General features: G+C 33.8%; 24 protein-coding genes. 8 read left to right on the top strand and 16 right to left on the bottom strand.

The annotated features are described in order from the left end of the window. Window positions 1–42: 42 nt before the first annotated feature. Complete coding sequence (locus AC1EUU_RS07130) at window positions 43–1377, top strand: retropepsin-like aspartic protease (RefSeq protein ID WP_480200698.1); 1335 nt, start codon at window positions 43–45, stop codon at window positions 1375–1377. A 25-nt stretch (window positions 1378–1402) separates the two neighbouring features. Here the strand turns inward: AC1EUU_RS07130 and AC1EUU_RS07125 are convergent, their stop codons facing one another. Then, a complete protein-coding gene (locus AC1EUU_RS07125) occupies window positions 1403–1858 on the bottom strand; it encodes a DUF1573 domain-containing protein (protein WP_480200697.1) in 456 nt (151 codons plus the stop codon). 127 nt (window positions 1859–1985) lie between these two features. Here AC1EUU_RS07125 and AC1EUU_RS07120 point away from each other — a divergent pair, with 127 nt between their 5' ends. Next, a complete protein-coding gene (locus AC1EUU_RS07120) occupies window positions 1986–4619 on the top strand; it encodes a valine--tRNA ligase (RefSeq protein ID WP_480200696.1) in 2634 nt (877 codons plus the stop codon). Here AC1EUU_RS07120 and AC1EUU_RS07115 read toward each other — a convergent pair. Genes AC1EUU_RS07115 through rsfS form a run of 9 tightly spaced genes read right to left on the bottom strand, consistent with a single transcriptional unit; the run spans window position 4611 to window position 11417 of the window. Next, entirely contained in the window at window positions 4611–5093 is a 483-nt protein-coding gene (locus tag AC1EUU_RS07115) for a DinB family protein (RefSeq protein WP_480200695.1), read from the bottom strand. The two genes, AC1EUU_RS07120 and AC1EUU_RS07115, sit on opposite strands and share 9 nt — an antisense overlap. A 27-nt stretch (window positions 5094–5120) precedes the next feature. Further along, window positions 5121–5963, bottom strand: a complete 843-nt coding sequence (locus AC1EUU_RS07110; RefSeq protein WP_480200694.1) for a cyclase family protein — start codon at window positions 5961–5963, stop codon at window positions 5121–5123. Between the two features lie 27 nt (window positions 5964–5990). Next, entirely contained in the window at window positions 5991–6590 is a 600-nt protein-coding gene (locus tag AC1EUU_RS07105; RefSeq protein WP_480200693.1) for a YceI family protein, read from the bottom strand. A gap of 5 nt (window positions 6591–6595) precedes the next feature. After that, on the bottom strand, window positions 6596–6865 hold the full coding sequence (locus tag AC1EUU_RS07100) for an acyl-CoA-binding protein (protein ID WP_480200692.1): 270 nt from the start codon (window positions 6863–6865) through the stop codon (window positions 6596–6598). Between the two features lie 11 nt (window positions 6866–6876). Next, complete coding sequence (locus AC1EUU_RS07095; RefSeq protein ID WP_480200691.1) at window positions 6877–7530, bottom strand: phosphatidylserine decarboxylase family protein; 654 nt, start codon at window positions 7528–7530, stop codon at window positions 6877–6879. Window positions 7531–7532: 2 nt separating this feature from the next. Then, window positions 7533–8327, bottom strand: coding sequence for a phosphatidate cytidylyltransferase (locus AC1EUU_RS07090; RefSeq protein WP_480200690.1), 795 nt, complete (start codon window positions 8325–8327; stop codon window positions 7533–7535). Between the two features lie 3 nt (window positions 8328–8330). Continuing rightward, on the bottom strand, window positions 8331–8933 hold the full coding sequence (locus AC1EUU_RS07085; RefSeq protein ID WP_480200689.1) for an LUD domain-containing protein: 603 nt from the start codon (window positions 8931–8933) through the stop codon (window positions 8331–8333). Window positions 8934–8979: 46 nt separating this feature from the next. Continuing rightward, window positions 8980–11025, bottom strand: a complete 2046-nt coding sequence (gene ftsH, locus AC1EUU_RS07080) for an ATP-dependent zinc metalloprotease FtsH (RefSeq protein ID WP_480200688.1) — start codon at window positions 11023–11025, stop codon at window positions 8980–8982. 20 nt (window positions 11026–11045) lie between these two features. Further along, window positions 11046–11417, bottom strand: coding sequence for a ribosome silencing factor (rsfS, locus tag AC1EUU_RS07075; protein ID WP_480200687.1), 372 nt, complete (start codon window positions 11415–11417; stop codon window positions 11046–11048). Between the two features lie 74 nt (window positions 11418–11491). Between rsfS and AC1EUU_RS07070 the strand changes: the two genes are divergently transcribed. Then, window positions 11492–12223 carry a biotin--[acetyl-CoA-carboxylase] ligase gene (locus tag AC1EUU_RS07070; RefSeq protein WP_480200686.1) on the top strand — a complete coding sequence of 244 codons (732 nt, stop codon included), beginning with the start codon at window positions 11492–11494 and terminating at the stop codon, window positions 12221–12223. Here AC1EUU_RS07070 and AC1EUU_RS07065 read toward each other — a convergent pair. Together AC1EUU_RS07065 and pyrE are read right to left on the bottom strand one after the other, a co-directional pair. Continuing rightward, window positions 12220–12609, bottom strand: coding sequence for an STK_08120 family protein (locus AC1EUU_RS07065; RefSeq protein ID WP_480200685.1), 390 nt, complete (start codon window positions 12607–12609; stop codon window positions 12220–12222). The two genes, AC1EUU_RS07070 and AC1EUU_RS07065, sit on opposite strands and share 4 nt — an antisense overlap. Before the next feature lie 12 nt (window positions 12610–12621). Next, window positions 12622–13260 carry an orotate phosphoribosyltransferase gene (gene pyrE / locus AC1EUU_RS07060; protein WP_480200684.1) on the bottom strand — a complete coding sequence of 213 codons (639 nt, stop codon included), beginning with the start codon at window positions 13258–13260 and terminating at the stop codon, window positions 12622–12624. 7 nt (window positions 13261–13267) lie between these two features. On the opposite strand from pyrE, the gene AC1EUU_RS07055 reads away from it, so the two are divergent. From AC1EUU_RS07055 to AC1EUU_RS07045, 3 genes are all read left to right on the top strand, one after another. Beyond that, window positions 13268–13870: an NUDIX hydrolase gene (locus tag AC1EUU_RS07055; RefSeq protein ID WP_480200683.1), complete on the top strand. Its 603-nt coding sequence runs from the start codon at window positions 13268–13270 to the stop codon at window positions 13868–13870. 110 nt (window positions 13871–13980) lie between these two features. Further along, complete coding sequence (locus tag AC1EUU_RS07050) at window positions 13981–14883, top strand: T9SS type A sorting domain-containing protein (RefSeq protein ID WP_480200682.1); 903 nt, start codon at window positions 13981–13983, stop codon at window positions 14881–14883. 115 nt (window positions 14884–14998) lie between these two features. Continuing rightward, complete coding sequence (locus tag AC1EUU_RS07045) at window positions 14999–16591, top strand: SulP family inorganic anion transporter (protein WP_480200681.1); 1593 nt, start codon at window positions 14999–15001, stop codon at window positions 16589–16591. On the opposite strand, the gene AC1EUU_RS07040 is transcribed toward AC1EUU_RS07045, so the two are convergent. From AC1EUU_RS07040 to AC1EUU_RS07025, 4 genes are all read right to left on the bottom strand, one after another. Then, window positions 16575–17783: a serine hydrolase domain-containing protein gene (locus AC1EUU_RS07040; protein ID WP_480200680.1), complete on the bottom strand. Its 1209-nt coding sequence runs from the start codon at window positions 17781–17783 to the stop codon at window positions 16575–16577. The genes AC1EUU_RS07045 and AC1EUU_RS07040 overlap by 17 nt on opposite strands. Before the next feature lie 18 nt (window positions 17784–17801). After that, window positions 17802–18563 (bottom strand): helix-turn-helix domain-containing protein, encoded by a 762-nt coding sequence (locus tag AC1EUU_RS07035; RefSeq protein ID WP_480200679.1) that lies wholly within the window; start codon window positions 18561–18563, stop codon window positions 17802–17804. A 121-nt stretch (window positions 18564–18684) separates the two neighbouring features. Continuing rightward, window positions 18685–19140, bottom strand: coding sequence for a pantetheine-phosphate adenylyltransferase (gene coaD / locus AC1EUU_RS07030; protein ID WP_480200678.1), 456 nt, complete (start codon window positions 19138–19140; stop codon window positions 18685–18687). Between the two features lie 75 nt (window positions 19141–19215). Then, complete coding sequence (locus tag AC1EUU_RS07025) at window positions 19216–20205, bottom strand: D-alanine--D-alanine ligase (protein WP_480200677.1); 990 nt, start codon at window positions 20203–20205, stop codon at window positions 19216–19218. A gap of 88 nt (window positions 20206–20293) precedes the next feature. Here AC1EUU_RS07025 and AC1EUU_RS07020 point away from each other — a divergent pair, with 88 nt between their 5' ends. Both AC1EUU_RS07020 and AC1EUU_RS07015 read left to right on the top strand, forming a co-directional pair. Next, a complete protein-coding gene (locus tag AC1EUU_RS07020) occupies window positions 20294–20878 on the top strand; it encodes a PASTA domain-containing protein (protein ID WP_480200676.1) in 585 nt (194 codons plus the stop codon). Further along, window positions 20878–21903, top strand: coding sequence for an RluA family pseudouridine synthase (locus AC1EUU_RS07015; protein WP_480200675.1), 1026 nt, complete (start codon window positions 20878–20880; stop codon window positions 21901–21903). The genes AC1EUU_RS07020 and AC1EUU_RS07015 overlap by 1 nt, the downstream gene beginning before the upstream one ends. Window positions 21904–21906 lie beyond the last annotated feature (3 nt).

Raw genomic sequence — 21906 nt, 5'->3', positions numbered from 1 at the left:
CTTGAAGCAGCTTTTTGTAGATTTAGTTACTTAACCAATTCTATGACTAGTTTAAAAAAGGTACTATTACTTTTTCTTCTTTTTAACTTATGTGTGTTTTCTTCATACTCACAAGACATTTTTAGAATCCAAGGAAATGGGAAAAGTCACGGAATGTCTTTTAAAATGATTAATAACCTTATTGTAATACCCGTTGAAGTAAATGGATCTAAACTTAATTTTTTGTTAGATACAGGCGTTAATAAAACGATCATTTTCAATTTAAGTGTTGAAGATTCTACACGATTAAAGAACACACAAAAAATACGTATTCGTGGACTGGGTGAAGGAAGTTATATAGACGCCATACGATCTAAAGGAAATCTATTTCAAATTGGTAAGATTGCCAATGGTCAACATATGGTATACTTGATACCTGGGAAAGAATTTGATTTAGCAGCTCGCCTGGGAGTCGATGTTAATGGAATCATTGGAGGTGATCTATTTCGTGATTTTGTAATTGATATTAATTATACTACCAAAAGGATAAAGTTTTATGATCCCAAGGAGTATGAATATAAAAAGTGTAAAACCTGCGAGGTTTATAAACTTTCGTTCAATAGGGGAAAGCCCTACATTGACATTAAAGTAAGATCTAATGATGAAATTGTAGAAACCAAGTTATTAATTGATACCGGTGGAGGAAAAACATTATGGCTTTTTGATAAATCTCACGAGAAAATAAAATTACCCAAAAACTATTTTGAAGATTTTTTGGGTAGGGGTCTTAGTGGAAATATTTATGGAAGACGAAGTAAAATTGATGAAATTATTTTAGGGAACTATAGCTTTAGAAATGCAAATGTAGCATATCCAGATTCGGCTTCTGTAGCTACTGCATATCGTTTTAAAGAGCGCAATGGTAGTTTGGGAGCAGGTATTTTAAAACGCTTTAGATTGCTTTTTGATTATAGAAATGAAAAGTTTGTTATTAAAAAGAAATCGTCGTACTACAGAGAGCCTTTTTTATATAATATGAGCGGTATTGAGCTTTTACATGGTGGAACAATGATGGTTAAAGGGAAGAGGCATTCAAGAGATGCATTCGGCCGAAGTACAGAAAATAAATCTATAGTGCAAATTGTTTATGAGTATGTATACGATTTTAAACCTTTGTATAGAATTTCACTTGTGCGGAAAAATTCTCCTGCTTCGAAAGCAGGTTTATTACCAAACGATATTATAATTGATATAAATGGAAAGCCTGCTTATCAGTATGAGCTGGAAGAGATCATTCATATGTTCTCTAAAGAAGAAGGCAAGTTAATTAAACTATTTATTGATAGAAATGGTAAAAAACTGTTTTACTCATTTAGGTTGGAAGACATGCTTAAATAAAAAAAGCGGCTTTTAACCGCTTTAATTAGTTATTTTCTACAACACTCTTTTCCTTTCGTTCTAAAAGGGTCAAAGCACTTACTTTTTTAACTACACCTTTTATGTATACCACTTTTTTAGCATCTGATGCGTTCGAAAAAATGGTAATGGCTTTATTAAACGGGGCCACCCTGTTCGTATCGTATTTTACAGTCATTTCCGCAGTTTGTCCGGGCATAATAGGTTCTTTAGGAACCGTAGGTACCGTACAACCGCAGCTAGTTTTTACATTAGAAATGATCAAAGGTGATTTTCCTACGTTTTTGAACTTAAAAACGCGTTTCCCGTCCGATCCCTTTTCAACTGTTCCGTAATCAATGGTCTCTTCTTCAAATTCAAACACTGGAGCGTTAGGATCTACTTTTTTTGCTTCAACTTTAGTCTGCGCACTCACAGAAAATCCTATCAGTCCAATAAATAATAATAAAGCTATTTTTTTCATAATTCTATCGTTCTTTTTACAGGGTAAATATACTTAATTTTTACCCTTAAAATTGTAACGGGTAAAGTTTTAACATATTGTTGATAATTGTACCTTTGCACTTCATTTTTATCAAGAAGTACGCCAAATGGAAATTCCAGCGATTTATAGTGCAAAAAAAGTAGAGGAGAAGTGGTATAACTATTGGATGAAGCACGAGTTTTTCAAGTCTATACCAGATGAAAGAGAGCCTTATACGATTGTTATTCCACCACCTAATGTAACAGGAGTCTTGCATATGGGACACATGTTGAATAACACTATTCAAGATGTTCTTATTCGTCGTGCACGTTTGCAAGGGAAAAATGCTTGTTGGGTGCCTGGTACCGACCATGCTTCTATTGCAACTGAGGCAAAAGTAGTAGCAAAGCTAAAAGAACAGGGCATTGATAAAAATGATATAACTCGAGAAGAGTTTTTAAAACATGCTTGGGACTGGACACATGAATATGGCGGGGTCATTTTAGAGCAGTTAAAGAAGCTAGGATGTTCATGTGATTGGTCACGTACAAAATTCACAATGGATGATGATATGAGTGAAGCGGTAGTAAAGGTATTTATAGACCTTTATAATAAGGGACATATTTATCGCGGCTACCGTATGGTAAATTGGGATCCACAAGCGCAAACGACATTGTCTGATGAAGAAGTAATTCATGAGGAACGTACAGATAAGCTATACTATGTGAAATACCAAATCGAGGGCGAAAATGAATTCATCACAATTGCAACTACACGCCCAGAAACAATTTTGGGAGATACAGCAGTATGTATTAATCCAAATGATGAACGTTATACCCATTTAAAAGGTAAAAAGGTAGTTGTACCTATCTGTAATCGTATTGTGCCAATTATTCAAGATGATTATGTTGATATTGAGTTTGGTACAGGATGCTTAAAAGTAACACCCGCTCATGATGTAAACGATAAGGAAATCGGCGATCGCCACAATTTAGAAATCATTGATGTTCTAAATGCAGACGGCAGCATGAATGGCTTCGGATTACATCATGAAGGAAAAGATAGAGTGATAGCTCGAAAAGATGTTGCCAAGGAGCTAGAGGATTCTAATCTTTTGGTTAAAACAGAGAGTATTACACATAATGTTGGTACTTCAGAACGCACAAAAGCAGTTATAGAACCAAGGTTATCAGATCAATGGTTCTTGAAAATGGAAGAATTGGTGAAACCCGCAATCAAAGCGGTGTTAGAAACCAATGAAGTAAAATTGTTTCCAAAAAAGTTCAATAATACTTATCGTCATTGGATGGAAAACATTCGTGACTGGAATATTTCAAGACAGCTATGGTGGGGACAGCAGATTCCGGCCTATTATTATGGAGAAGGAAAGGAAGATTTTGTTGTTGCCGAAAGTAGGGAAAGAGCATTGGATTTAGCTAAAGAAAGAACAAATAATAATGCGTTAACGGTTGATGACTTACGTCAAGATTCAGATGCTTTAGATACCTGGTTCTCATCGTGGTTGTGGCCAATGTCTGTTTTTGATGGAATTCGCAATCCTGAGAACGATGAAATTAAATACTACTATCCAACAAATGATTTAGTTACAGGCCCCGATATACTATTCTTTTGGGTTGCACGTATGATTATTTCAGGATATGAATATAAAGGCGAACGACCATTCGAAAATGTGTATTTAACGGGGTTGGTACGTGACAAGCAACGACGTAAAATGAGTAAATCCCTTGGGAACTCACCGGATGCATTAAAATTGATTGACGATTATGGAGCAGATGGTGTTCGCGTAGGTTTATTATTGAGTTCTGCAGCAGGAAATGACTTGTTGTTTGATGAAGCATTATGCCAACAAGGGAAACAATTTGCAAATAAAATTTGGAATGCTTTTAGACTTGTTAAAGGATGGGAAGTAGCCAAAACAGTGCAGCCCGAATCGGCTAAAATAGCAATTGCCTGGTATAAGACTAAATTCAATAAAACCTTAGCGGAAATTGAAGATCACTATAGTAAATATAGATTGTCCGATGCTCTCATGGCGATATACAAATTGGTTTGGGATGATTTCGCATCTTGGTTACTCGAAATTGTAAAGCCAACTTATGGTGAACCAATTGATGCTATAACATACAATGAGGTTATAAGCATTTTTGAAAATAATTTAAAGATACTACACCCATTTATGCCGTTCTTGACGGAAGATATATGGCAGTATATTGCTGAAAGAACTCCAGAAAACGCCCTTATCGTTGCTAAATATCCAGAGATAGAGACGGTTGATGAAAGTTTAATAACTGCATTTAATTTTACGTCTGAGGTGGTTTCTGGTATCAGAAGTATCCGTAAAGAAAAAAATATCGCTTTTAAGAACCCAATAGAACTAGTGATATTAAATCATGAAGAGGTTTCTACTGATTTTGATGTTGTAATAAAGAAGCTAGGAAATATTAATAACCTTTCTTACACCACTGAAAAAATTGAAGGAGCTTTAAGTTTTCGTGTGAAGTCAAATGAATATTTTATCCCAATTTCTTCTGATAATATTAATATAGAAGATGAGATTAAAAAGTTGACTGAAGAATTGAACTATACAGAAGGGTTTTTGAAATCTGTTCAAAAGAAATTAGCAAATGAACGTTTTGTAAATAATGCGCCCGAACAAGTAGTTGCCAATGAAAAGAAAAAAGAAGCTGATGCTTTAGCTAAAATTGAAACTATTAAGGCAAGTTTGGCAAACTTAGGATAGTGAACTTTTTTCTCGAATAAGTTTTTTGATTAGCGAAATCTGACCTAAATGATAATAGGTATGCTCAATCATTCCATTGATATTCCTTAGGTAAGTACCATATTTTTTATCAACAAAGACATCATTTATTTTTTCATCAGACATTGCTTGAACGTAGTTAATAAATTCTTCACTATTATGGATTAAGGTATTTACTAAAGTATTCCAATCGTCGTTAGATTCTAGTGGTGGCATGTCGAAACTATATTTATCTCTAATTTCAAGCTTTCCGTTTTTAAAAAAATTAACAATTCCTTCAATATAATAGTTGATGTGAAAGGTAAGAACGGCTATGGTGTTTAAAGTCCCAATTTTTGTAATAGCCTCTCTAAATGAAACATCGGCCAATTGATCTTTCATATTGGTATTGGCTACCCATTTACCATCTAATACTACTTCTCGAAATCTATCTGCAAGTTGATGAGACTGTGACATATATGCTTAAATTTTAATTTAGTTTGATTAGTTGTTTAAAACAGCAACAACTCTTAAAGGAGCTCCGCTTCCTCCTTTTATTTTCATTGGAAGCGCGATAATCTCAAAATCTTTATTTGGTAATTGTTCAAGATTAGTAAGATTTTCAAAAACGGGTATGTTCTTATCTAATAAAATGACATGACTTTTAAAATATTCCGATTGTCCATAATCTATACTAGGTGTATCAATCCCTATGGCGTTGATATTTCGGTTCAGTACTAACCATTCGGCTGCTTCAGGAGAAAGGCCTGGAAAGTGGAGCTGTTTTATGGCATGCTGACCGCGTTCATTGGTTCCAAGATATTTCATTTTGTCTGGATAATAGGTTGAATACCCTGTTTGCAATAAAACGATACTTTCATCAGGAATTTTAACTCCCGCTACCTTTTCCCAATTCTTTAGATCTTCTATACTTATAAGGTAATCAGGATTATGAAGTGCTTTTGAAGTAATATCAATTTTAATAGCATTGCCAATGAGATTCTCAAGAGGTATTTGATCTACCGTTTGCCTATTTTCAGCAAAGTGAATAGGAGCATCAATATGTGTACCTCCATGTTCTGCCGTACTAAAATTATTGGCAGTATAATAAAACCCTTTAGGGTTTTGCCCAGCATAAACAGTATCTAATTTGAATTCTTTAGAAGTAACCCAGTAAATGGTTTCCTCTGAAAAATCATGAGATAGGTCTATGAGTTTTCGGGTGGAGTCATTCGATTCTTTTATAGAATGAGATTGTTTTTTACAAGAAACTGCTAAGCAAATTAAGAACGAGCAACTGAAAATCATTATGGCATGTACTAATCTTATTTGATAACGGTTTGTCATAGTAGTTGCCTTCTCAATAGACCTCGTTTATTTTTTTCTTAGATAAATAGCGGCATCAATACCTACTTCGCTCCATGTTTTACTAACTAGATCTGGGCCTTTATGTAATTCAAAACAGGCTTTACTAATCGATTCTAAGGCTGCAGTGGCTTGAAAATCATTAACAATATCTAATGTACCACTAAGTTCAACTAATTGTCCGCTTGCAATATAAGTAACCGGTATTTCTTTACTTACATTGTTCATTTTTAGATTCACAGTTCCTTTACCATCTTCGTTTAAATTTAAAGTACCTGTTAACGCAACAGTTGCATCCATTACTTCAAAGAAAAGTTGCTTTAATTTACCATCACGTTCTTCATCACCAGAAAATAAGCTGCTAACGGGTAAGCTAAATGTAGTGCCGTTTAAAGCTTCTAAGGCAGTAGCGGCTTCTTTACTATTTGCAATTTCAACGGTTTTAAATTGACCTTTAACAGGAATTTTAGAGGTGGTTTTATAACCAGTCCAATTTACAGTGATAGTCTCTGCAATAACAGAGAATTTTGCCGATTCCTTTTTTACTTCTTTCTTACATGATGTTAAAAGAAATGCAAATACGAGCGTAAAAAGAGCTATTTTTTTCATAAACGTTATTCGATATTTTGTTCAGTTATGGCTTCTACTAATTCAATATAATGTTTTTTAGCTTCCTCTTCAGTAAGCATGTTAATTTGAAACCAAGCATTTAATTTAAAGGCATTTCTAACTTCATTTTCACCGGAAGGAGTTGTGTAATTAGTACCCTTTGTAGCTTGTTTATAATAGGCATATAGCTTTAGCATGATGTCAGGGGGTAATTTTTCCTTCATTGAAGAAGAAATTTTATAGGCCTTTTCAAACTTTCTATTAACTTCTTCCATACCGATCACCATTAGGTGTTTTCAGCAATTACAGTAATCCCTCCCTTCGCTTTTTGATCTAAAGCTACATTTACCTTCATATGTAAAGGTAAAAAAATATCTACTCTTGATCCAAACTTTATAAAACCAGCATCTGTACCCTGTTTTACTTCTTCACCTTCATTTGCGTAGTTAACGATTCGTCTTGCGAGAGCTCCAGCAATTTGCCTGTATAAGATTTCACCTACATTTTTGTTTTCAACAACAATGGTAGTACGTTCATTTTCTTCAGATGATTTTGGATGCCAAGCCACTAAATATTTCCCAGGATGATATTTGCTGAAATTAACTTTTCCGCTAATAGGATAACGAGTAACGTGCACGTTAACCGGAGACATGAAGATAGATACTTGCCTGCGCTTATCTTTGAAATATTCTTTTTCTTCAACTTCTTCGATCACGACTACTTTTCCGTCTACAGGAGCAATAATTTGGTCTAAATTCTCAATCGTTACACGTTTTGGGTTTCTAAAAAACTGTAGTATTAGTATGAATAGTATTAGTAAAACAAACATTAACAGTCTATTCAACCAATCGACCGTAACGAATTGATCAATTAATAAAAATAGTGCCGTTAAAATTATGATCGTAGTAATAATAATTTTATAACCTTCTTTATGAAACATGCTTAGTAAAATAAGTGTAAATATACGTAAACAAAAGGAGCAGCGAAGATAATACTATCTAGTCTATCTAAGAAGCCACCGTGTCCGGGAATCAAATTGCTACTATCTTTTACCTGTGCTTCCCGCTTAAATTTTGATTCAATTAAATCACCTAATAGCCCAAAGATCACTGCCAGTATTGCAATAATCAACCAACTAACTAATGTTAAAATAGGAACGTATTGTGCTAAAAAATAAGCAGCTACTACAGTAGCAATCATGCCTCCTAAGGCCCCTTCAACTGTTTTATTTGGTGAAATTTTTTCGTAGAGCTTTGTTTTGCCTACTGTACTGCCTACCAGATATGCAAAGGTGTCATTGGTCCAAATCAAGATAAAAATTGAAATAATAGTTTTTGGATGATACTCACCGTTAATAAAAGGAATACTCGTCATAAAAGTAAATGGCAACACAATATAAGCTATTGCTAAAAAGAAATGCCCAATCTTACTAGAAGTAATACTTATTTTGGTTATGAATAATTGATATATAAATGGGATAAATAACGAGATAATAACAAAGAACTGAAAATATTTAGAATTAAGTATAGGGAGTTCAGCAAATCTAAAATAAATGAGTGATGCAACTACGAAAACCCAGTTGTACTTTAAGTTTATAAGCTTTTTGAATTCATAAAGGCAAAGCATCATTAATACAAAAAAAACGATATAGAACGATTCTTTACTATGTAATGCAGACCCCACAATTATAGCAACATACGCTAAGCCGGAAGTGGCTCGAATCAATAGTTCTTTCATTTTTTACAAGTCTTCTAACAAAAGTAAGTACAAATTTTTGGCATTGGCATTACCGTAGCTTAAAAAATCATCGGCAGCCTTACCGGGCATATAACTTTTAATAGAACTGATATTAGTAGGGAAATTATGCACATAATTTTTACGAATAGCCATCAACCCTTCACTTGTAGTTCTCACCAATTGACTCGTTCTGGCTAAAACAATAAAGTGATCTGGTAATTTTGATAATTTGTATTGCTGTACTTGATTCGAAGAAAACATCACACTACCATTGTCAGATACTAAATGTTCACAGAACGTAAGTACAGGATTGTTTGCTGAGAAATTATTTGTGTTATGTTTACCAATAATAGTTAATAGCTTACCTAGATCATTGTCTAAACAAGCTATTTCGTTCCAATGGTTCTCCTCAATTATGTTTAATAAGTTTTGATTAACTTCTTCTTGATGAGTGCAGTATAAGAACTTGCCTCCCTTTTTTATGAAGTTGTGAACAAAAATATCATCCAAAGAAAGGTCTGCCGTATCTGTTGCTACAGCAGACCTTTGTATATTTTGTGGTGAAAAGTCTTTTTTAGAATTGAAAAGTTTTTTGAATAAGTTCATGCATTATTCTTCTATGAGCTAATCAAAAATAATAAAACTGGACAGACTAAGCGAATTCTGTTGAAATCTCGCCCTCATTGTTTAAATCTTTTAACGGACTGTCTTCTTTACTATCTTGTTTTTCTTCTTTAGATGCCGTTTTTTCAGCAGCTTTCTCTTTAGGGTACGCAAGGGGCTCCTTTTTGAAAGGACGCTTACCAAAAATACGCTCGAGATCATCGCTAAAAATCACCTCTTTCTCTAATAGTAAATCAGCTAATTCTGTCAATTCTTTTTTATGTTTCTTTAAAATTTCTTGAGCACGTTCATATTGTGCTTCAATAATTTTAGAAATCTCTTTGTCGATTAATTGAGCAGTTTCTTCACTATAAGGTTTTGAGAAATTATAATCAGACTGACCACTGGAGTCATAGTAAGTAATGTTGCCTAATTTATCGCTCAAACCATACACTGCCACCATAGCGCGTGCCTGTTTTGTAACTTTTTCAAGATCGCTAAGAGCACCTGTAGAAATTTTATCAAAGATGATTTTCTCAGCGGCTCTACCACCTAAAGTTGCACACATTTCATCTAGCATTTGTTCGGTACGAACAATCATGCGCTCTTCTGGTAAGTACCATGCAGCACCTAATGACTGTCCTCTCGGCACTATTGTTACCTTTACTAAAGGAGCAGCATGCTCTAACATCCAACTTACGGTAGCATGACCGGCTTCATGATATGCAATAGTTTCTTTTTCTTTTTTGGTGATAATTTTATTTTTCTTCTCTAAACCACCAACAATTCTATCAACGGCATCTAAGAAATCTTGATGCGTTACTGTTTTATTGTTATTTCGTGCAGCACCTAAAGCAGCTTCATTACATACATTAGCAATGTCTGCACCTGAAAAACCAGGAGTCTGCTTGGCTAAAAATTCAATGTCTACGTTGCCATCTAACTTTAAAGGCTTAACATGCACTTGAAAGATTTCTCTACGCTCATTCATATCTGGTAAATCAACATAGATTTGTCTATCAAATCTTCCGGCACGCATTAAAGCTTTATCAAGTACATCAGCGCGGTTGGTAGCAGCTAGCACAATCACGTTGGTATCAGTACCAAAGCCATCCATCTCTGTTAGCAATTGATTTAAAGTATTCTCTCGCTCATCGTTACCTCCCGTAATATTATTTCTACCTCTGGCACGACCAATAGCATCAATTTCGTCAATAAAGATAATAGATGGTGATTTTTGAGCAGCTTGTTTAAATAGGTCTCTCACACGAGAAGCACCAACACCAACAAACATTTCAACAAAATCTGAGCCCGAAAGTGAAAAGAAAGGCACTTTAGCTTCGCCAGCAACGGCTTTTGCCAAAAGGGTTTTACCAGTTCCCGGAGGACCTACTAGTAATGCTCCCTTTGGTATTTTACCACCTAGTTTGGTATATTTATCAGGGTTTCTTAAAAAATCCACAATTTCTTGAACTTCTTCTTTCGCTCCCTCTAAACCAGCAACATCTTTAAAAGAAGTTTGTACCTTCTGATCTTGATCAAAAAGTTTCGCCTTTGACTTACCAATATTGAATATTTGTCCGCCTGGACCGCCACCACCACCAGAACCCGACATACGGCGCATAATGAAAATCCAGATAACTATAATAAAAATAAAGGGTAACCACATAAAAATACCATCCCAAATATTAGTCTGTTTGGCATTATCCCGGTCAAAATCAAGAGCATATTCTGTCTTTGCTGATTTTAATTCATTCTCAAAATTTTGTAGATCACCAAAATCAAACACATACAATGGTTTTGATTTATTAAAGAATGGGCTACTTGTTTTTGATTTATGTTTATCTTTATCTAGAGCATTCTCCTTAATAATGATTTGTGCGAAATCATCATTAACAATGATAATCTTCTTAATATCATTGTTCTGAAGGATAGTTTTAAATTCGTTGTTAGATAATTTATCGGTATTTAAATCTGCATTATTAAAGAATTGATATCCAATTATCAATGCGAAAAGAATTCCATAAACCCAATAAAAATTAAATTTGAATTTAAACTCCTTAAATGGTTTATTATTTTTTTTGTCTTGACTCATAAAATACTGTAAACGTTAATTTAGTAAGTGGTTTGGATTGAAGTAATTTTGGCGTCTCCCCAAAGGCTTTCTATATCGTAGAATTCCCGCACTTGTTTTTGAAAAATGTGAACAACAACATTAACGTAGTCTATCAACACCCACTCTGCATTAGCTTCACCTTCTACATGCCAAGGCTTATCTTTTAATGATTTACTTACTACTTTTTGAACTGATCCGGTGATTGCGTTTACCTGAGTATTAGAATTTCCTTCGCAAATCACAAAATAATCACAAACGGTATTCTCTATTTCTCTTAGGTCTAAAATGCTTATATTATCGCCTTTTACTTTTTCAATTCCCTTAATAATTTCAGTTATCAACTGATCAGAACTCACTTTAATCTTCGTCATTCAAATGCTTTAATGATTACCACAAAGGTATTATATTTTATCGTTAATGAAATGTTATATTTGTATAAATATATATGAAACTAGTCAAACTTGATGCCATAGATTCTACCAGTATTTTTTTAAAAGATTTGGTACAGAATACTAACGTAGAAAACTGGACAGTTATTATCGCTGAAAACCAAACTGCCGGTAAAGGGCAATTTAAGAATAAATGGCAGTCTAAGCCTGGTAAAAACCTAACATTTAGCGTTTTATGTGAATTTAATGATTTAAAAGCTGAAAATGCCTTTTATCTAAATTGTATTGTGTCACTGGCAATTCTTAATGTACTCTATAAATATATTCCTGATAGATTAAGCATAAAATGGCCTAACGACATTTTGTCACATTCAAAAAAATTATGCGGAATTTTGATTGAGAATACTGTCAATAACGCCAATATTACACGCGCTATTATTGGAGTAGGTTTAAATGTAAATCAAATAAAGTTTGATGCCGGTTTATCTAAAGCAACTTCAATGAAGTTAATTTCTGGCAACAATTTTGACAAAGTATCTCTACTAGATGAAATCATTAGAGAACTTAAGCTATTAGTACAGCAAATTGAGCAAAAAGCTTTCTCTACTATTAGAAAGAACTATCACAAGCATCTATATAGAATTAATACCCCTGCTATGTATAAAGAACCATCGGGGTTCCAGTTTATGGGAAAAATACTTGGTATTAACGAACTAGGAAATTTGCTTGTTGAAATAGAAGATGAATCCGTAAGATCTTTTGACTTAAAAGAGATTCAATTTATTTAAAGCTGTTCTATATTTTCACTTAAGATTCTAATAAATTTCTTTAAAGGACTTTTAACCATCATCGCCATCATCGGGTTAAACGTACCATCAAAAACAAGTTGAACCTCACTAGATTCATCATCAATTTCGTAAATATTACCAGTTAAAGTAAATGGTATCTTATCGCTAGCTGCGCCTAAAACTACCGTGCTATTTGGTACTAATTCTTTTACTATTAGTTTGATTTCTGGCATACCTTTTAATGCAAAAACAAAACCGTTTTCACGAGTTTCGAATTTGTCGATATTCTCAGGCATTATTTTTTCGAAATTAGCCGGATCTGCTAAAAACTCATACATTTGTTCTGCAGACTTACTTGTTGTAACTGTTGGACTTTCTAAATTCATTCTATTTATAAATTATTGCCACGTGTCAGGGCTCTTGCGCCATAACTGTAGCGTTTCTAATTCTGTATTGTTTATATAATTGGTATCTATTGCTTGCTCTAACAAGTTAGTATAATCACTCAAAGTTAATAGTTCTATATTAGATTTTTCAAAATTAGCTACTGCAAAATCAAAGCCATAAGAAAAAATTGCAACCATTCCTTTTACAGTGGCGCCAAAATCTTGTAACGCTTTTACAGCATTTAAACTACTTTTTCCTGTACTTATTAGATCTTCCACCACTACAACATTCAGGCCACTTTCTAAATAGCCCTCAATTTGATTTTGACGTCCATGCTTTTTAGGTTCAGGTCTCACATAAACAAATGGAACACCTAATTCTTGTGCTACTAAAACTCCAATGGCTATGGCACCGGTTGCTACCCCGGCAATTACATCAGGCTTGCCATATTTGGTTTCAACTATTTTTGCCAGCTCTTCACGCAAAAAATTACGAATTTCTACAAACGAAAGTGTTGTTCTATTGTCACAATAAATTGGAGATTTCCAGCCAGAAGCCCAAGTAAAAGGTTCGTTGGGTTGTAGTTTAATAGCTTTGATCTGTAAAAGCAATTCAGCAGTTTTTTTTGCCGTATTTTTGTCTAAAATCATGCCGCAAATGTATACAATTTTTATCAATGAATCGGTAATTTATTTAACCGAAAAACCAATGAAAAAGGAAGAAATACTGGCCAAAAACTACGATAAAATTAGTTTAGAAGAAACCATTGATAATCTTGAAATAGGAACATTAAAATCTATTAATGTGTATAGTAGTGATTTGAATAGACTTTGGATTGATTTCAAAACTATTTTTGAGATTATTGAAGCTGCGGGAGGTTTGGTTCTTAATGAAAAAAATGAAACTCTTTGGATTTACAGAAACGATAAATGGGATTTACCTAAGGGCAAAATTGAAAAAGGAGAAACTAAAGAAATAGCCGCAGTTAGGGAAGTAGAAGAAGAATGTGGAGTGACCATATCAAAGATTGTGTGTCTTATTACCGAAACGTATCATGTTTATAGATATGATGACAATAGGATTTTAAAGATTACACATTGGTATAAAATGTTTGCTGATAGCGGTCAAAAATTAAATCCTCAATTAGAAGAAAATATTACAAAAGTAGTGTGGAAAGATAGTGTTAAAGTGCAAAAAGTGCTTGTTAACACTTATGAAAACATAAAATTATTATGTAGATTTGCTCTCCCTAATAAGTAGGATAAAATCTCTTAATGTTGTTATATATTAAATAGAGTTATAAAAATATTAGAAATTTAGAATTGCGTATGAAAAAAATTACTTCCCTTGTATTTATTATGTTTCTTGTTATGCAGGTTAGCCTTGCACAACAATTAACGTACTCTTCATCTCAAGTTATATTAGATGGTAATTCCGTTGCGTGTACAACTAAAGATGATGATGGAAACATTATCTATGTGAATGATAATACATTTTATAGATATTTTGATCTAAATGATTTTGGAATTACCAGCAGCTATGATATTACATCTATTGATTATGCTGTGCAGCAATTAGAAAATGCTCCTGCCGGAGGTTTCCCTGTTTCTATAGGGATTTATTCAGTTAGCGGAGGTTTCCCTGCAGGAACTTTAACCTTAGTGACTCAGGTTACAGAGAATTTACAAGATCAAGCATTAACAATGAGAAATGTTGCAATTTCAACAACTATTCCAGCTAATGGAAAGTTTGCAATTGGAATATCAGTGCCTAGCGATGCCCCGGGCGTAGGTGGAAATGGAGAGGTACGATTTCAAATTGGTTCAAATAAAGGCGGTGTTAATGGTGATGGTGATATCGATGGTGATGGAGATGTAGACGGAGATGATGCTCTTGTTGATAATGAGTTGAATTCTTATATCCAATCAACTGATTGTAACTTGTCGACTCCTACCAGTTTTTTTGATCAAGGTCGACCAGATGTTAAAATAGTATTGAATGTTAATGGTAGTGGTGCAACAGCTAGTACAGGAGACTTAGATTTGGTAGGATTTAATTATTATCCAAACCCGGTAAAAGACCAATTGCATTTAAAGGCCGATGAAGAAATTTCGAGCATTAGTGTTTTTAATATTTTAGGTCAAGAAGTGTTAAGGAAAAGCATTTCCAAAATTGAGGATAACATAAGCTTAGCGTCATTATCTTCAGGCACTTATTTAGTAAAAGCACAAGTAAATGATAAAACAGGTTCTTTTAAATTAGTAAAAGAGTAAGTTAAGTATAAACGAGTATGAAAATCCCACGTGAGTGGGATTTTTTTATGGCTAAAATTCAATTTGTCAGGCTTTTAAATTAGTGTATCTTTGCCGCCTTGTAAAAACTACCATTATGACAGAATTTATCAGAAAACGCGCAGCAAATGCTAAAAATGATATTTTAAGTGGTTTAACCGTAGCTTTGGCTTTAGTGCCTGAAGCGGTGGCTTTCGCTTTTGTTGCCGGGGTTGATCCATTAGTGGGTTTGTATGCCGCGTTTATGATTGGCTTAATTACTTCTGTTTTTGGAGGTAGACCGGGAATGATCTCTGGTGCTACCGGTGCTTTAGCCGTTGTGATGGTACATTTGGTTGCAGAAGGGAATGCACTAGGGTCAGAAGGTGAAAATTTAGGACTATACTATCTATTTGCCACTGTTATTTTAATGGGGATTATACAAATGCTAGCAGGAGTATTTAAATTGGGTAAGTTCGTACGCTTAATTCCTCATCCCGTTATGATGGGATTTGTAAATGGATTGGCTATTGTCATCTTTTTATCTCAATTGGGAATGTTTAAAGAAGTAGTTAATGGCGAAAAGGTTTGGATGCATGGTACTGAGTTATGGATTATGATTGGCCTCGTAGCTCTAACAATGGGAATTATGTTTGGACTACCAAAGCTAAACAAAAAACTTCCAGAGGCCTTGATAGCTATTTTAGCCGTTTCAGCTATTGTTATTTTCGGAGGATTAGATGTGGCTACCGTTGGTAGCTTTATTAAAGATGGAGGTGGAGAAGGCTTAAAAGGAGGATTACCTATATTTCAATCTGATATTTTTTCAAAGGTTCCATTAAACATAGAAACTTTAAGGTTTATTGGTCCGTATGCATTAATACTTGCAGCGATTGGACTTATAGAATCTTTAATGACTTTAAATCTTGTTGATGAGCTTACTGAAACCCGTGGAAACTCAAATAGAGAATGTTTGGCACAGGGTGGTGCTAATATTGTTACTGGTTTATTTGGTGGTATGGGTGGTTGCGCAATGATCGGCCAGTCTATTATCAATATAAAAGGCGGCGGTAGAGGTCGTTTATCTGGTATTGTAGCTGCATTAGCGTTGTTAGCATTTATTTTATTTGCTTCTGGTTTAATTGAACAGGTTCCTATTGCGGCTCTAGTAGGGGTAATGTTCATGGTAGTGATTGGTACTTTTGCTTGGAGTAGTTTTAGAATTTTAAATAAAATTCCACTGAGTGACGTGATAGTTTTAGTGGCGGTTTCTGCGTTGACTGTTGTTTTTGATTTAGCCATTGCGGTAATAGCGGGTGTAATCATTTCGGCATTGGTGTTTTCATGGGAAAATGCAAAGCGTATCAGAGCAAAAAAATATGAAAAAGAAGATGGAACGAAAGTTTATGAAATTTGGGGGCCTTTATTTTTTGGAAGCATTCAAGCATTTAACAGTAAGTTTGATGTGAAGAATGACCCTGATAACATAGAAATTGACTTTATAGAATCTCGCGTATCTGATCATTCAGCATTAGAAGCTCTTTTTAATTTAATCGGAAAGTATGAAGAGGTTGGAAAGAGAGTGAAAATTAAACACTTAAGCCCTTCTTGCCAACGACTTATGGTAAAGGCCTCTCCAAGACTTGCTAGCGTTATCTTAAAAGACATTGATGACCCGCGTTATCATGTAATGTCTAAGGTGCTGGATTAATTTTTTCTGTTCCTTTATTGATGAATAGTCTTGCAATTTTATAGGCCGTATCAAATAATTTAAAAGAGTCATGGGTTCGGTTTATCATAACTGCAACTGTGATATTATATTCTGGTAACAGAATTAGTAACGCTGAAGCACCCATGGCAACCCCTCCATGATGTATTACTTTAATTTTTAGCTCGTTTTGAAGTACAGCTTGACTATCGTCATTTCTCCACCCTAAGGCATAATTCTGTTTATTAACATTTCCATTTTTTAGTTTTATTGGACTGAAGAGTGTTTTCGAGATGGTACTATCTAGTAGCGCATTGTTTAGCATGGCATTTCCAAATTTTATAAGGTCATTTGGAGTAGATAAGAATCCACCGCCTGCCCATTTATTACTATTATTTACGTCATAAGATTCTTTATACATGTTATCTTTAATAGTATAAAATTCCGAAACATTTGTGACTTTTTGATTTTTTCTATCGGCTATCGTATGATGCATATTCAATGGAATGAACACATTTTCACTCATAAAATCTAGAAAATTACTGTTTGAAGCACCCTCAATCATAGCGCTCAATAATGTATAATTATAACTGCTGTAACTAAAATTAGTTGAAGGTTCAAATAGCAAATGATCATTATTAAATACCGTCACGCTTTCTTTGATAGAATAAAACTCGCGGGTATTGTAATACTCCCAAATTGGAAAGCATAGGCAAGTTTTATAGTTCCTTATTCCCGATGTGTGAGATGCTGTTTGCTCTAAGGTTAATTTAGACAACTTTTCACTGATATACGGAACATAATCTTTCACCATCGAATTTAGTTTCAATTTATTTTGTTGCATCAAAACACCAACTCCCATAGAGGTAAGTGCTTTAGAAGTACTACCTATCCTAAATTTAGTATTAGTGTCTACCTTCAATCTTTTGTCCAAGTTTTTAAAGCCAATTGAGTTTGACCAAATAATAGTATTATTTATACCGATTGCAACCGAAAGGGCAGGTGTTTTGAGTTTTAAATATTCATTCTTTAAGATGCTATCGGCTTCCCCAAAATTCGTTTTAAGATTTACCTCTTGACTTATTAGATTAGGTAACTTTTTCCTACCAACGTTGTAAAGAATAATTGGTTCAAAAAAGAAATATATTAATAATAAAACTACTGTAAATACAATGTATTTAGATAATTTCTTCATAATAAAAAGAATGATAACTTACTGCTTAACAAGATCGGAAGCTTTGTAAAGTAGTATAATTTCAAATACCATGGCTGGGATATATACGATTAAGCCAGCAACGGCTAAAAAAACAGTAATTAGTAGTGCTCCGGTAATAATTTCTAAAATACCCGTTGCTAGAGCAAGATTACCTAGATCTTTCATTATTTTGATTAAAGCAATTCCAAAAACCAATTGAATGCATCCAAAAGTAATCGATTCTATAGTTAAAATAATTTCTCTTGGTAAGAGGTCAAAGTATAAAGAAAGAATGTCAAAACTGATAGCTAAAAAGAAAGAAATTAATAAAAGGTATGAAGTGATTTTAAGAATGGGATTCTTAAAAATATCACTGATAATTGTAAACCCGTACATAAAGAAAGAAAAACTCACCAATACAACTAATTTTACAAAAACATAAAAAAGATTGGTGTAAATAAGCATGTCATGATAGATGAGATAATATTCTGCTGCAAACTCAAAAAAACCTGTAATGAAATAGATGATGCCAAATATCCATGCTAATTTGAGAAATTTGCGTGCATGACTTGAGAATTTAGCATCAAGGATAGTGTTAAAATCATAGCCCAGCACATCAAGAATTGATTTTATGGTATAGCTTCTTGGTGTTACTTCACCTGCCTCTATACGTTGAATTGTTCGTACATTAAGATTGCATTTTTCAACAAGCTCTTCTTGAGTGAAGCCTTTAATCTTTCTTAACTCTAAAATTTTCTTACCTAATTCTGGCTGCTTCATTGTATGTATGTTTTGCGATTTCATAACAATGTTACATTACAGAATTTAGTTGCACAATTATTTGAGAAGTCTTTCACCCGACATTTGCCCGACATTTAATTTCGTGTTTAATTTCAGCACGTTATTTAACTATAACACTGTTTGGAACAAGCTTGGTGTAATCACCATTATTACGAATTACATCGCGCACGATGGAAGAAGAAATATAAGAAGTACGCGCTGCAGTTAAAAGAAAAACAGTTTCGATAGGGGCAAGATCCCTATTGGTATGAGCAATGGCTTTTTCAAATTCAAAGTCTGCTGGGTTTCGAAGGCCACGTAGAATAAAATCAATATTTAATTCTTTACAAAAATCAACCGTTAGGCCTTTATACGTAACAACTTTTACTTTTGGTTCATCGTTAAAAGCATCTTTTATAAATTGTTTTCGCTCTTCTAACGAAAACATATATTTTTTCTCGGCATTTACACCAATAGCTACAATTACCTCGTCAAATAATTGAACACCGCGTTTTATAATATCATAATGACCAAGAGTGATTGGATCAAAAGATCCTGGGAATAGTGCTTTTTTCATGCCTTCTTTGATTTTCCCATTTAGGGAGAAGAATTAATAAAGTATAAATGTAGAAAAAACTCCTTAGAAAATGATTTATTTCTTTTCTTTAGAAAGATTTAGAGCGGTTTCTATTGCATTTCCAAATAATGCTTCTAAGCTAATGTTAGCAGCATTAGCCTGTTGAGGTAATAAGCTAGCTTCTGTTAATCCAGGCACCGTATTAATTTCCAAGAAATAAGGCTCATCACCAATAAAGATATATTCTGCTCTTGAAAATCCACTTAGGTTTAAAATTTCATATACTTGTTTCGCTACAGAATTAAGACGCTGTAGTTGTTTTTTAGAAATTCTAGCTGGTGTAATTTCCTTTGAAGCTCCAAGATATTTTGCTTCATAATCAAAAAAGTCATTATCTGAAACGATTTCAGTTGCAGGTAGCACTTTAGTTTTTCCTTTATAATCTATAACGCCAACGGAAACTTCAATACCATCTAAAAATGACTCTATTAGAATCTCGTTATCTTCTGCGAAGGCATAATTAATAGCTTCTTTTAAATGCTTCTTTTTTGTAACCTTACTGATACCAAAGCTAGACCCGGCATTGTTGGGTTTTACAAAACAAGGTAAACCAACTGTTTCTAAAATTTCATCTTCATTGATTTTATCACCATTATCTAAATAAACCGAGGTTGCAGCTTTGATTCCATAATGACGTACTACGCTTAAGGTGTCACGTTTATTAAACGTTAGCGCCATTTGATAAAATGGGGCAGAAGTATGTTTAATTCCTAAAAGTTCAAAGTATGCTAAAATTGTTCCGTCTTCTCCCGGATGTCCATGAATAGCATTAAAAATACAATCAAAAGTGATTTTTTTGTTATTTTTTATAAAAGAGAAATCACCCTTATCTATTAAATATTCATTTTCATTTGTAATGACCGCCCATTTTTCTTTTAAAATATGAACTCTAAAAACATCATATTTTTCCTTGTTCAGGTGTTTATAAACAACTTCTCCACTCATCATAGAAATTTCAACTTCTGATGAATAGCCTCCCATAATAATGGCAATATTTTTCTTCATATTCTACTAGAAGTAAACTAGATTAAGCCATAAAAATACGTTTTTTATCGTTTTTTAAGTAAGTTTGCCTCTACTAAATACAACCAGAATGCAACTATTACAATATTTAAAAAGTAAGCAATTTATTAGAACAGTTATAACTATGATTCTAAGTTTGGTAATTGCTGTTTTTTTATTGACTAGGTTTTTAGGTTTTAGAACGAATCACAATCAGAAAATTTCTGTACCAGACCTGGCAAAACTTTCATTTGATGAAGCCGAGAAAAAATTAGAAGAGGTAGATCTGGCTAGTATTGTAATAGATTCTGCTAGTTTTAATCCTGATTATCCACCAAGGTCTGTAATAGAACAAAATCCAGAAGCAGGCGATTTTGTTAAAGAAGGTAGAAAGATTTATTTAACCTTAAATGCTTCCAATTACAGAAAGATAGCTATTCCCGATGTATTAGGTAAAACCAAACGTCAGGTGGTAACGCATTTAACTTCTATAGGATTTAGAATTGGGAAATCTACGTATATACCAGATATAGGTAAAGATGTGGTTAGAAAATTAAAATTTGATAATAAAGATATTGAGAAGGGCGAGTTGATCGCAAAAAACTCGGTTATCGATTTGGTACTTGGTGATGGGAAATTAGGAAATGATAGTGATGTTGATGAAGATCAGAATTAATGAGTGAGCACGTAACCGAAATAGAACAAGACGGTCTTTACGAGCATTTTAAGTTTATCGCAGCTGAAGGACAAGAACCTTTGAGAGTTGATAAATTTTTAATGAACTTTATTGAAAATGCTACGCGAAATAAAATTCAGCAAGCTGTTAAGGCAGGTAATGTCTTGGTAAACGAAAAGGTTGTAAAGGCCAATTATAAAATAAAACCAAAGGATGTTGTTCGCGTGGTATTGGCGCATCCACCACATGAAAATTTACTGGTAGCAGAAGATATACCCATTGATATTGTTTACGAAGATGATGCACTCATTGTTGTTAACAAACCAGCGGGTATGGTTGTGCATCCAGGGCATGGTAATTACAGCGGAACATTGGTAAATGGCTTGATTCATCATATTGAAAACTTGCCTAAAAATTCTAATGAACGCCCAGGACTTATTCATAGAATTGATAAAGATACGAGTGGTTTATTGGTTGTTGCTAAAACTGAATATGCCATGGCCAATTTAGCAAAGCAATTCTTTGATAGAACTACCGATAGAAAGTACCTCGCCTTAGTTTGGGGGAATTTAGATGATGAGGAAGGAACTATCACTGGCAATATTGGTAGAAGTTATAAGAATCGTTTACAGATGGATGTTTTTCCTGATGGCGAACATGGAAAACACGCTGTAACTCATTACAAAGTAGTAGAAAGATTTAGTTATGTTACTTTGGTTGAGTGTAAGCTTGAAACTGGACGCACTCACCAGATTAGAGCACATTTTAAACACATCGGCCATACTTTATTTAACGATGAACGTTATGGAGGTAATAAAATCTTAAAAGGAACCACTTTTAGTAAATACAAACAATTTGTTGAAAATTGTTTTAAGATATTACCTCGCCAAGCACTGCATGCGAAAACGTTAGGATTTGAACATCCTACTACTAAAAAATGGCTAGAGTTTGATTCAAAAATTCCAGATGATATGGTTGCCGCACTAGAGAAGTGGAGATCTTATACTGTTAATCGAAAAGATTAATAT

Source organism: Maritimimonas sp. 2205BS37-2, from assembly GCF_056591755.1.
This window is presented reverse-complemented; position numbering and strand designations above follow the sequence as displayed.

What these genes read in the sequence shown, in the direction of transcription:
- AC1EUU_RS07025 (WP_480200677.1), bottom strand. Translation starts at nt 20,205, where the DNA reads ATGAAGAAAAATATTGCCATTATTATGGGAGGCTATTCATCAGAAGTT.
- AC1EUU_RS07110 (WP_480200694.1), bottom strand. Translation starts at nt 5,963, where the DNA reads ATGACAAACCGTTATCAAATAAGATTAGTACATGCCATAATGATTTTC.
- AC1EUU_RS07130 (WP_480200698.1), top strand. Translation starts at nt 43, where the DNA reads ATGACTAGTTTAAAAAAGGTACTATTACTTTTTCTTCTTTTTAACTTA.
- AC1EUU_RS07095 (WP_480200691.1), bottom strand. Translation starts at nt 7,530, where the DNA reads ATGTTTCATAAAGAAGGTTATAAAATTATTATTACTACGATCATAATT.
- AC1EUU_RS07065 (WP_480200685.1), bottom strand. Translation starts at nt 12,609, where the DNA reads ATGAATTTAGAAAGTCCAACAGTTACAACAAGTAAGTCTGCAGAACAA.
- AC1EUU_RS07055 (WP_480200683.1), top strand. Translation starts at nt 13,268, where the DNA reads ATGTATACAATTTTTATCAATGAATCGGTAATTTATTTAACCGAAAAA.
- AC1EUU_RS07070 (WP_480200686.1), top strand. Translation starts at nt 11,492, where the DNA reads ATGAAACTAGTCAAACTTGATGCCATAGATTCTACCAGTATTTTTTTA.
- AC1EUU_RS07015 (WP_480200675.1), top strand. Translation starts at nt 20,878, where the DNA reads ATGAGTGAGCACGTAACCGAAATAGAACAAGACGGTCTTTACGAGCAT.
- rsfS (WP_480200687.1), bottom strand. Translation starts at nt 11,417, where the DNA reads ATGACGAAGATTAAAGTGAGTTCTGATCAGTTGATAACTGAAATTATT.
- AC1EUU_RS07120 (WP_480200696.1), top strand. Translation starts at nt 1,986, where the DNA reads ATGGAAATTCCAGCGATTTATAGTGCAAAAAAAGTAGAGGAGAAGTGG.
- AC1EUU_RS07125 (WP_480200697.1), bottom strand. Translation starts at nt 1,858, where the DNA reads ATGAAAAAAATAGCTTTATTATTATTTATTGGACTGATAGGATTTTCT.
- AC1EUU_RS07040 (WP_480200680.1), bottom strand. Translation starts at nt 17,783, where the DNA reads ATGAAGAAATTATCTAAATACATTGTATTTACAGTAGTTTTATTATTA.
- coaD (WP_480200678.1), bottom strand. Translation starts at nt 19,140, where the DNA reads ATGAAAAAAGCACTATTCCCAGGATCTTTTGATCCAATCACTCTTGGT.
- AC1EUU_RS07050 (WP_480200682.1), top strand. Translation starts at nt 13,981, where the DNA reads ATGCAGGTTAGCCTTGCACAACAATTAACGTACTCTTCATCTCAAGTT.
- AC1EUU_RS07085 (WP_480200689.1), bottom strand. Translation starts at nt 8,933, where the DNA reads ATGAACTTATTCAAAAAACTTTTCAATTCTAAAAAAGACTTTTCACCA.
- AC1EUU_RS07100 (WP_480200692.1), bottom strand. Translation starts at nt 6,865, where the DNA reads ATGGAAGAAGTTAATAGAAAGTTTGAAAAGGCCTATAAAATTTCTTCT.
- AC1EUU_RS07115 (WP_480200695.1), bottom strand. Translation starts at nt 5,093, where the DNA reads ATGTCACAGTCTCATCAACTTGCAGATAGATTTCGAGAAGTAGTATTA.
- AC1EUU_RS07020 (WP_480200676.1), top strand. Translation starts at nt 20,294, where the DNA reads ATGCAACTATTACAATATTTAAAAAGTAAGCAATTTATTAGAACAGTT.
- AC1EUU_RS07090 (WP_480200690.1), bottom strand. Translation starts at nt 8,327, where the DNA reads ATGAAAGAACTATTGATTCGAGCCACTTCCGGCTTAGCGTATGTTGCT.
- AC1EUU_RS07105 (WP_480200693.1), bottom strand. Translation starts at nt 6,590, where the DNA reads ATGAAAAAAATAGCTCTTTTTACGCTCGTATTTGCATTTCTTTTAACA.
- pyrE (WP_480200684.1), bottom strand. Translation starts at nt 13,260, where the DNA reads ATGATTTTAGACAAAAATACGGCAAAAAAAACTGCTGAATTGCTTTTA.
- AC1EUU_RS07045 (WP_480200681.1), top strand. Translation starts at nt 14,999, where the DNA reads ATGACAGAATTTATCAGAAAACGCGCAGCAAATGCTAAAAATGATATT.
- ftsH (WP_480200688.1), bottom strand. Translation starts at nt 11,025, where the DNA reads ATGAGTCAAGACAAAAAAAATAATAAACCATTTAAGGAGTTTAAATTC.
- AC1EUU_RS07035 (WP_480200679.1), bottom strand. Translation starts at nt 18,563, where the DNA reads ATGAAGCAGCCAGAATTAGGTAAGAAAATTTTAGAGTTAAGAAAGATT.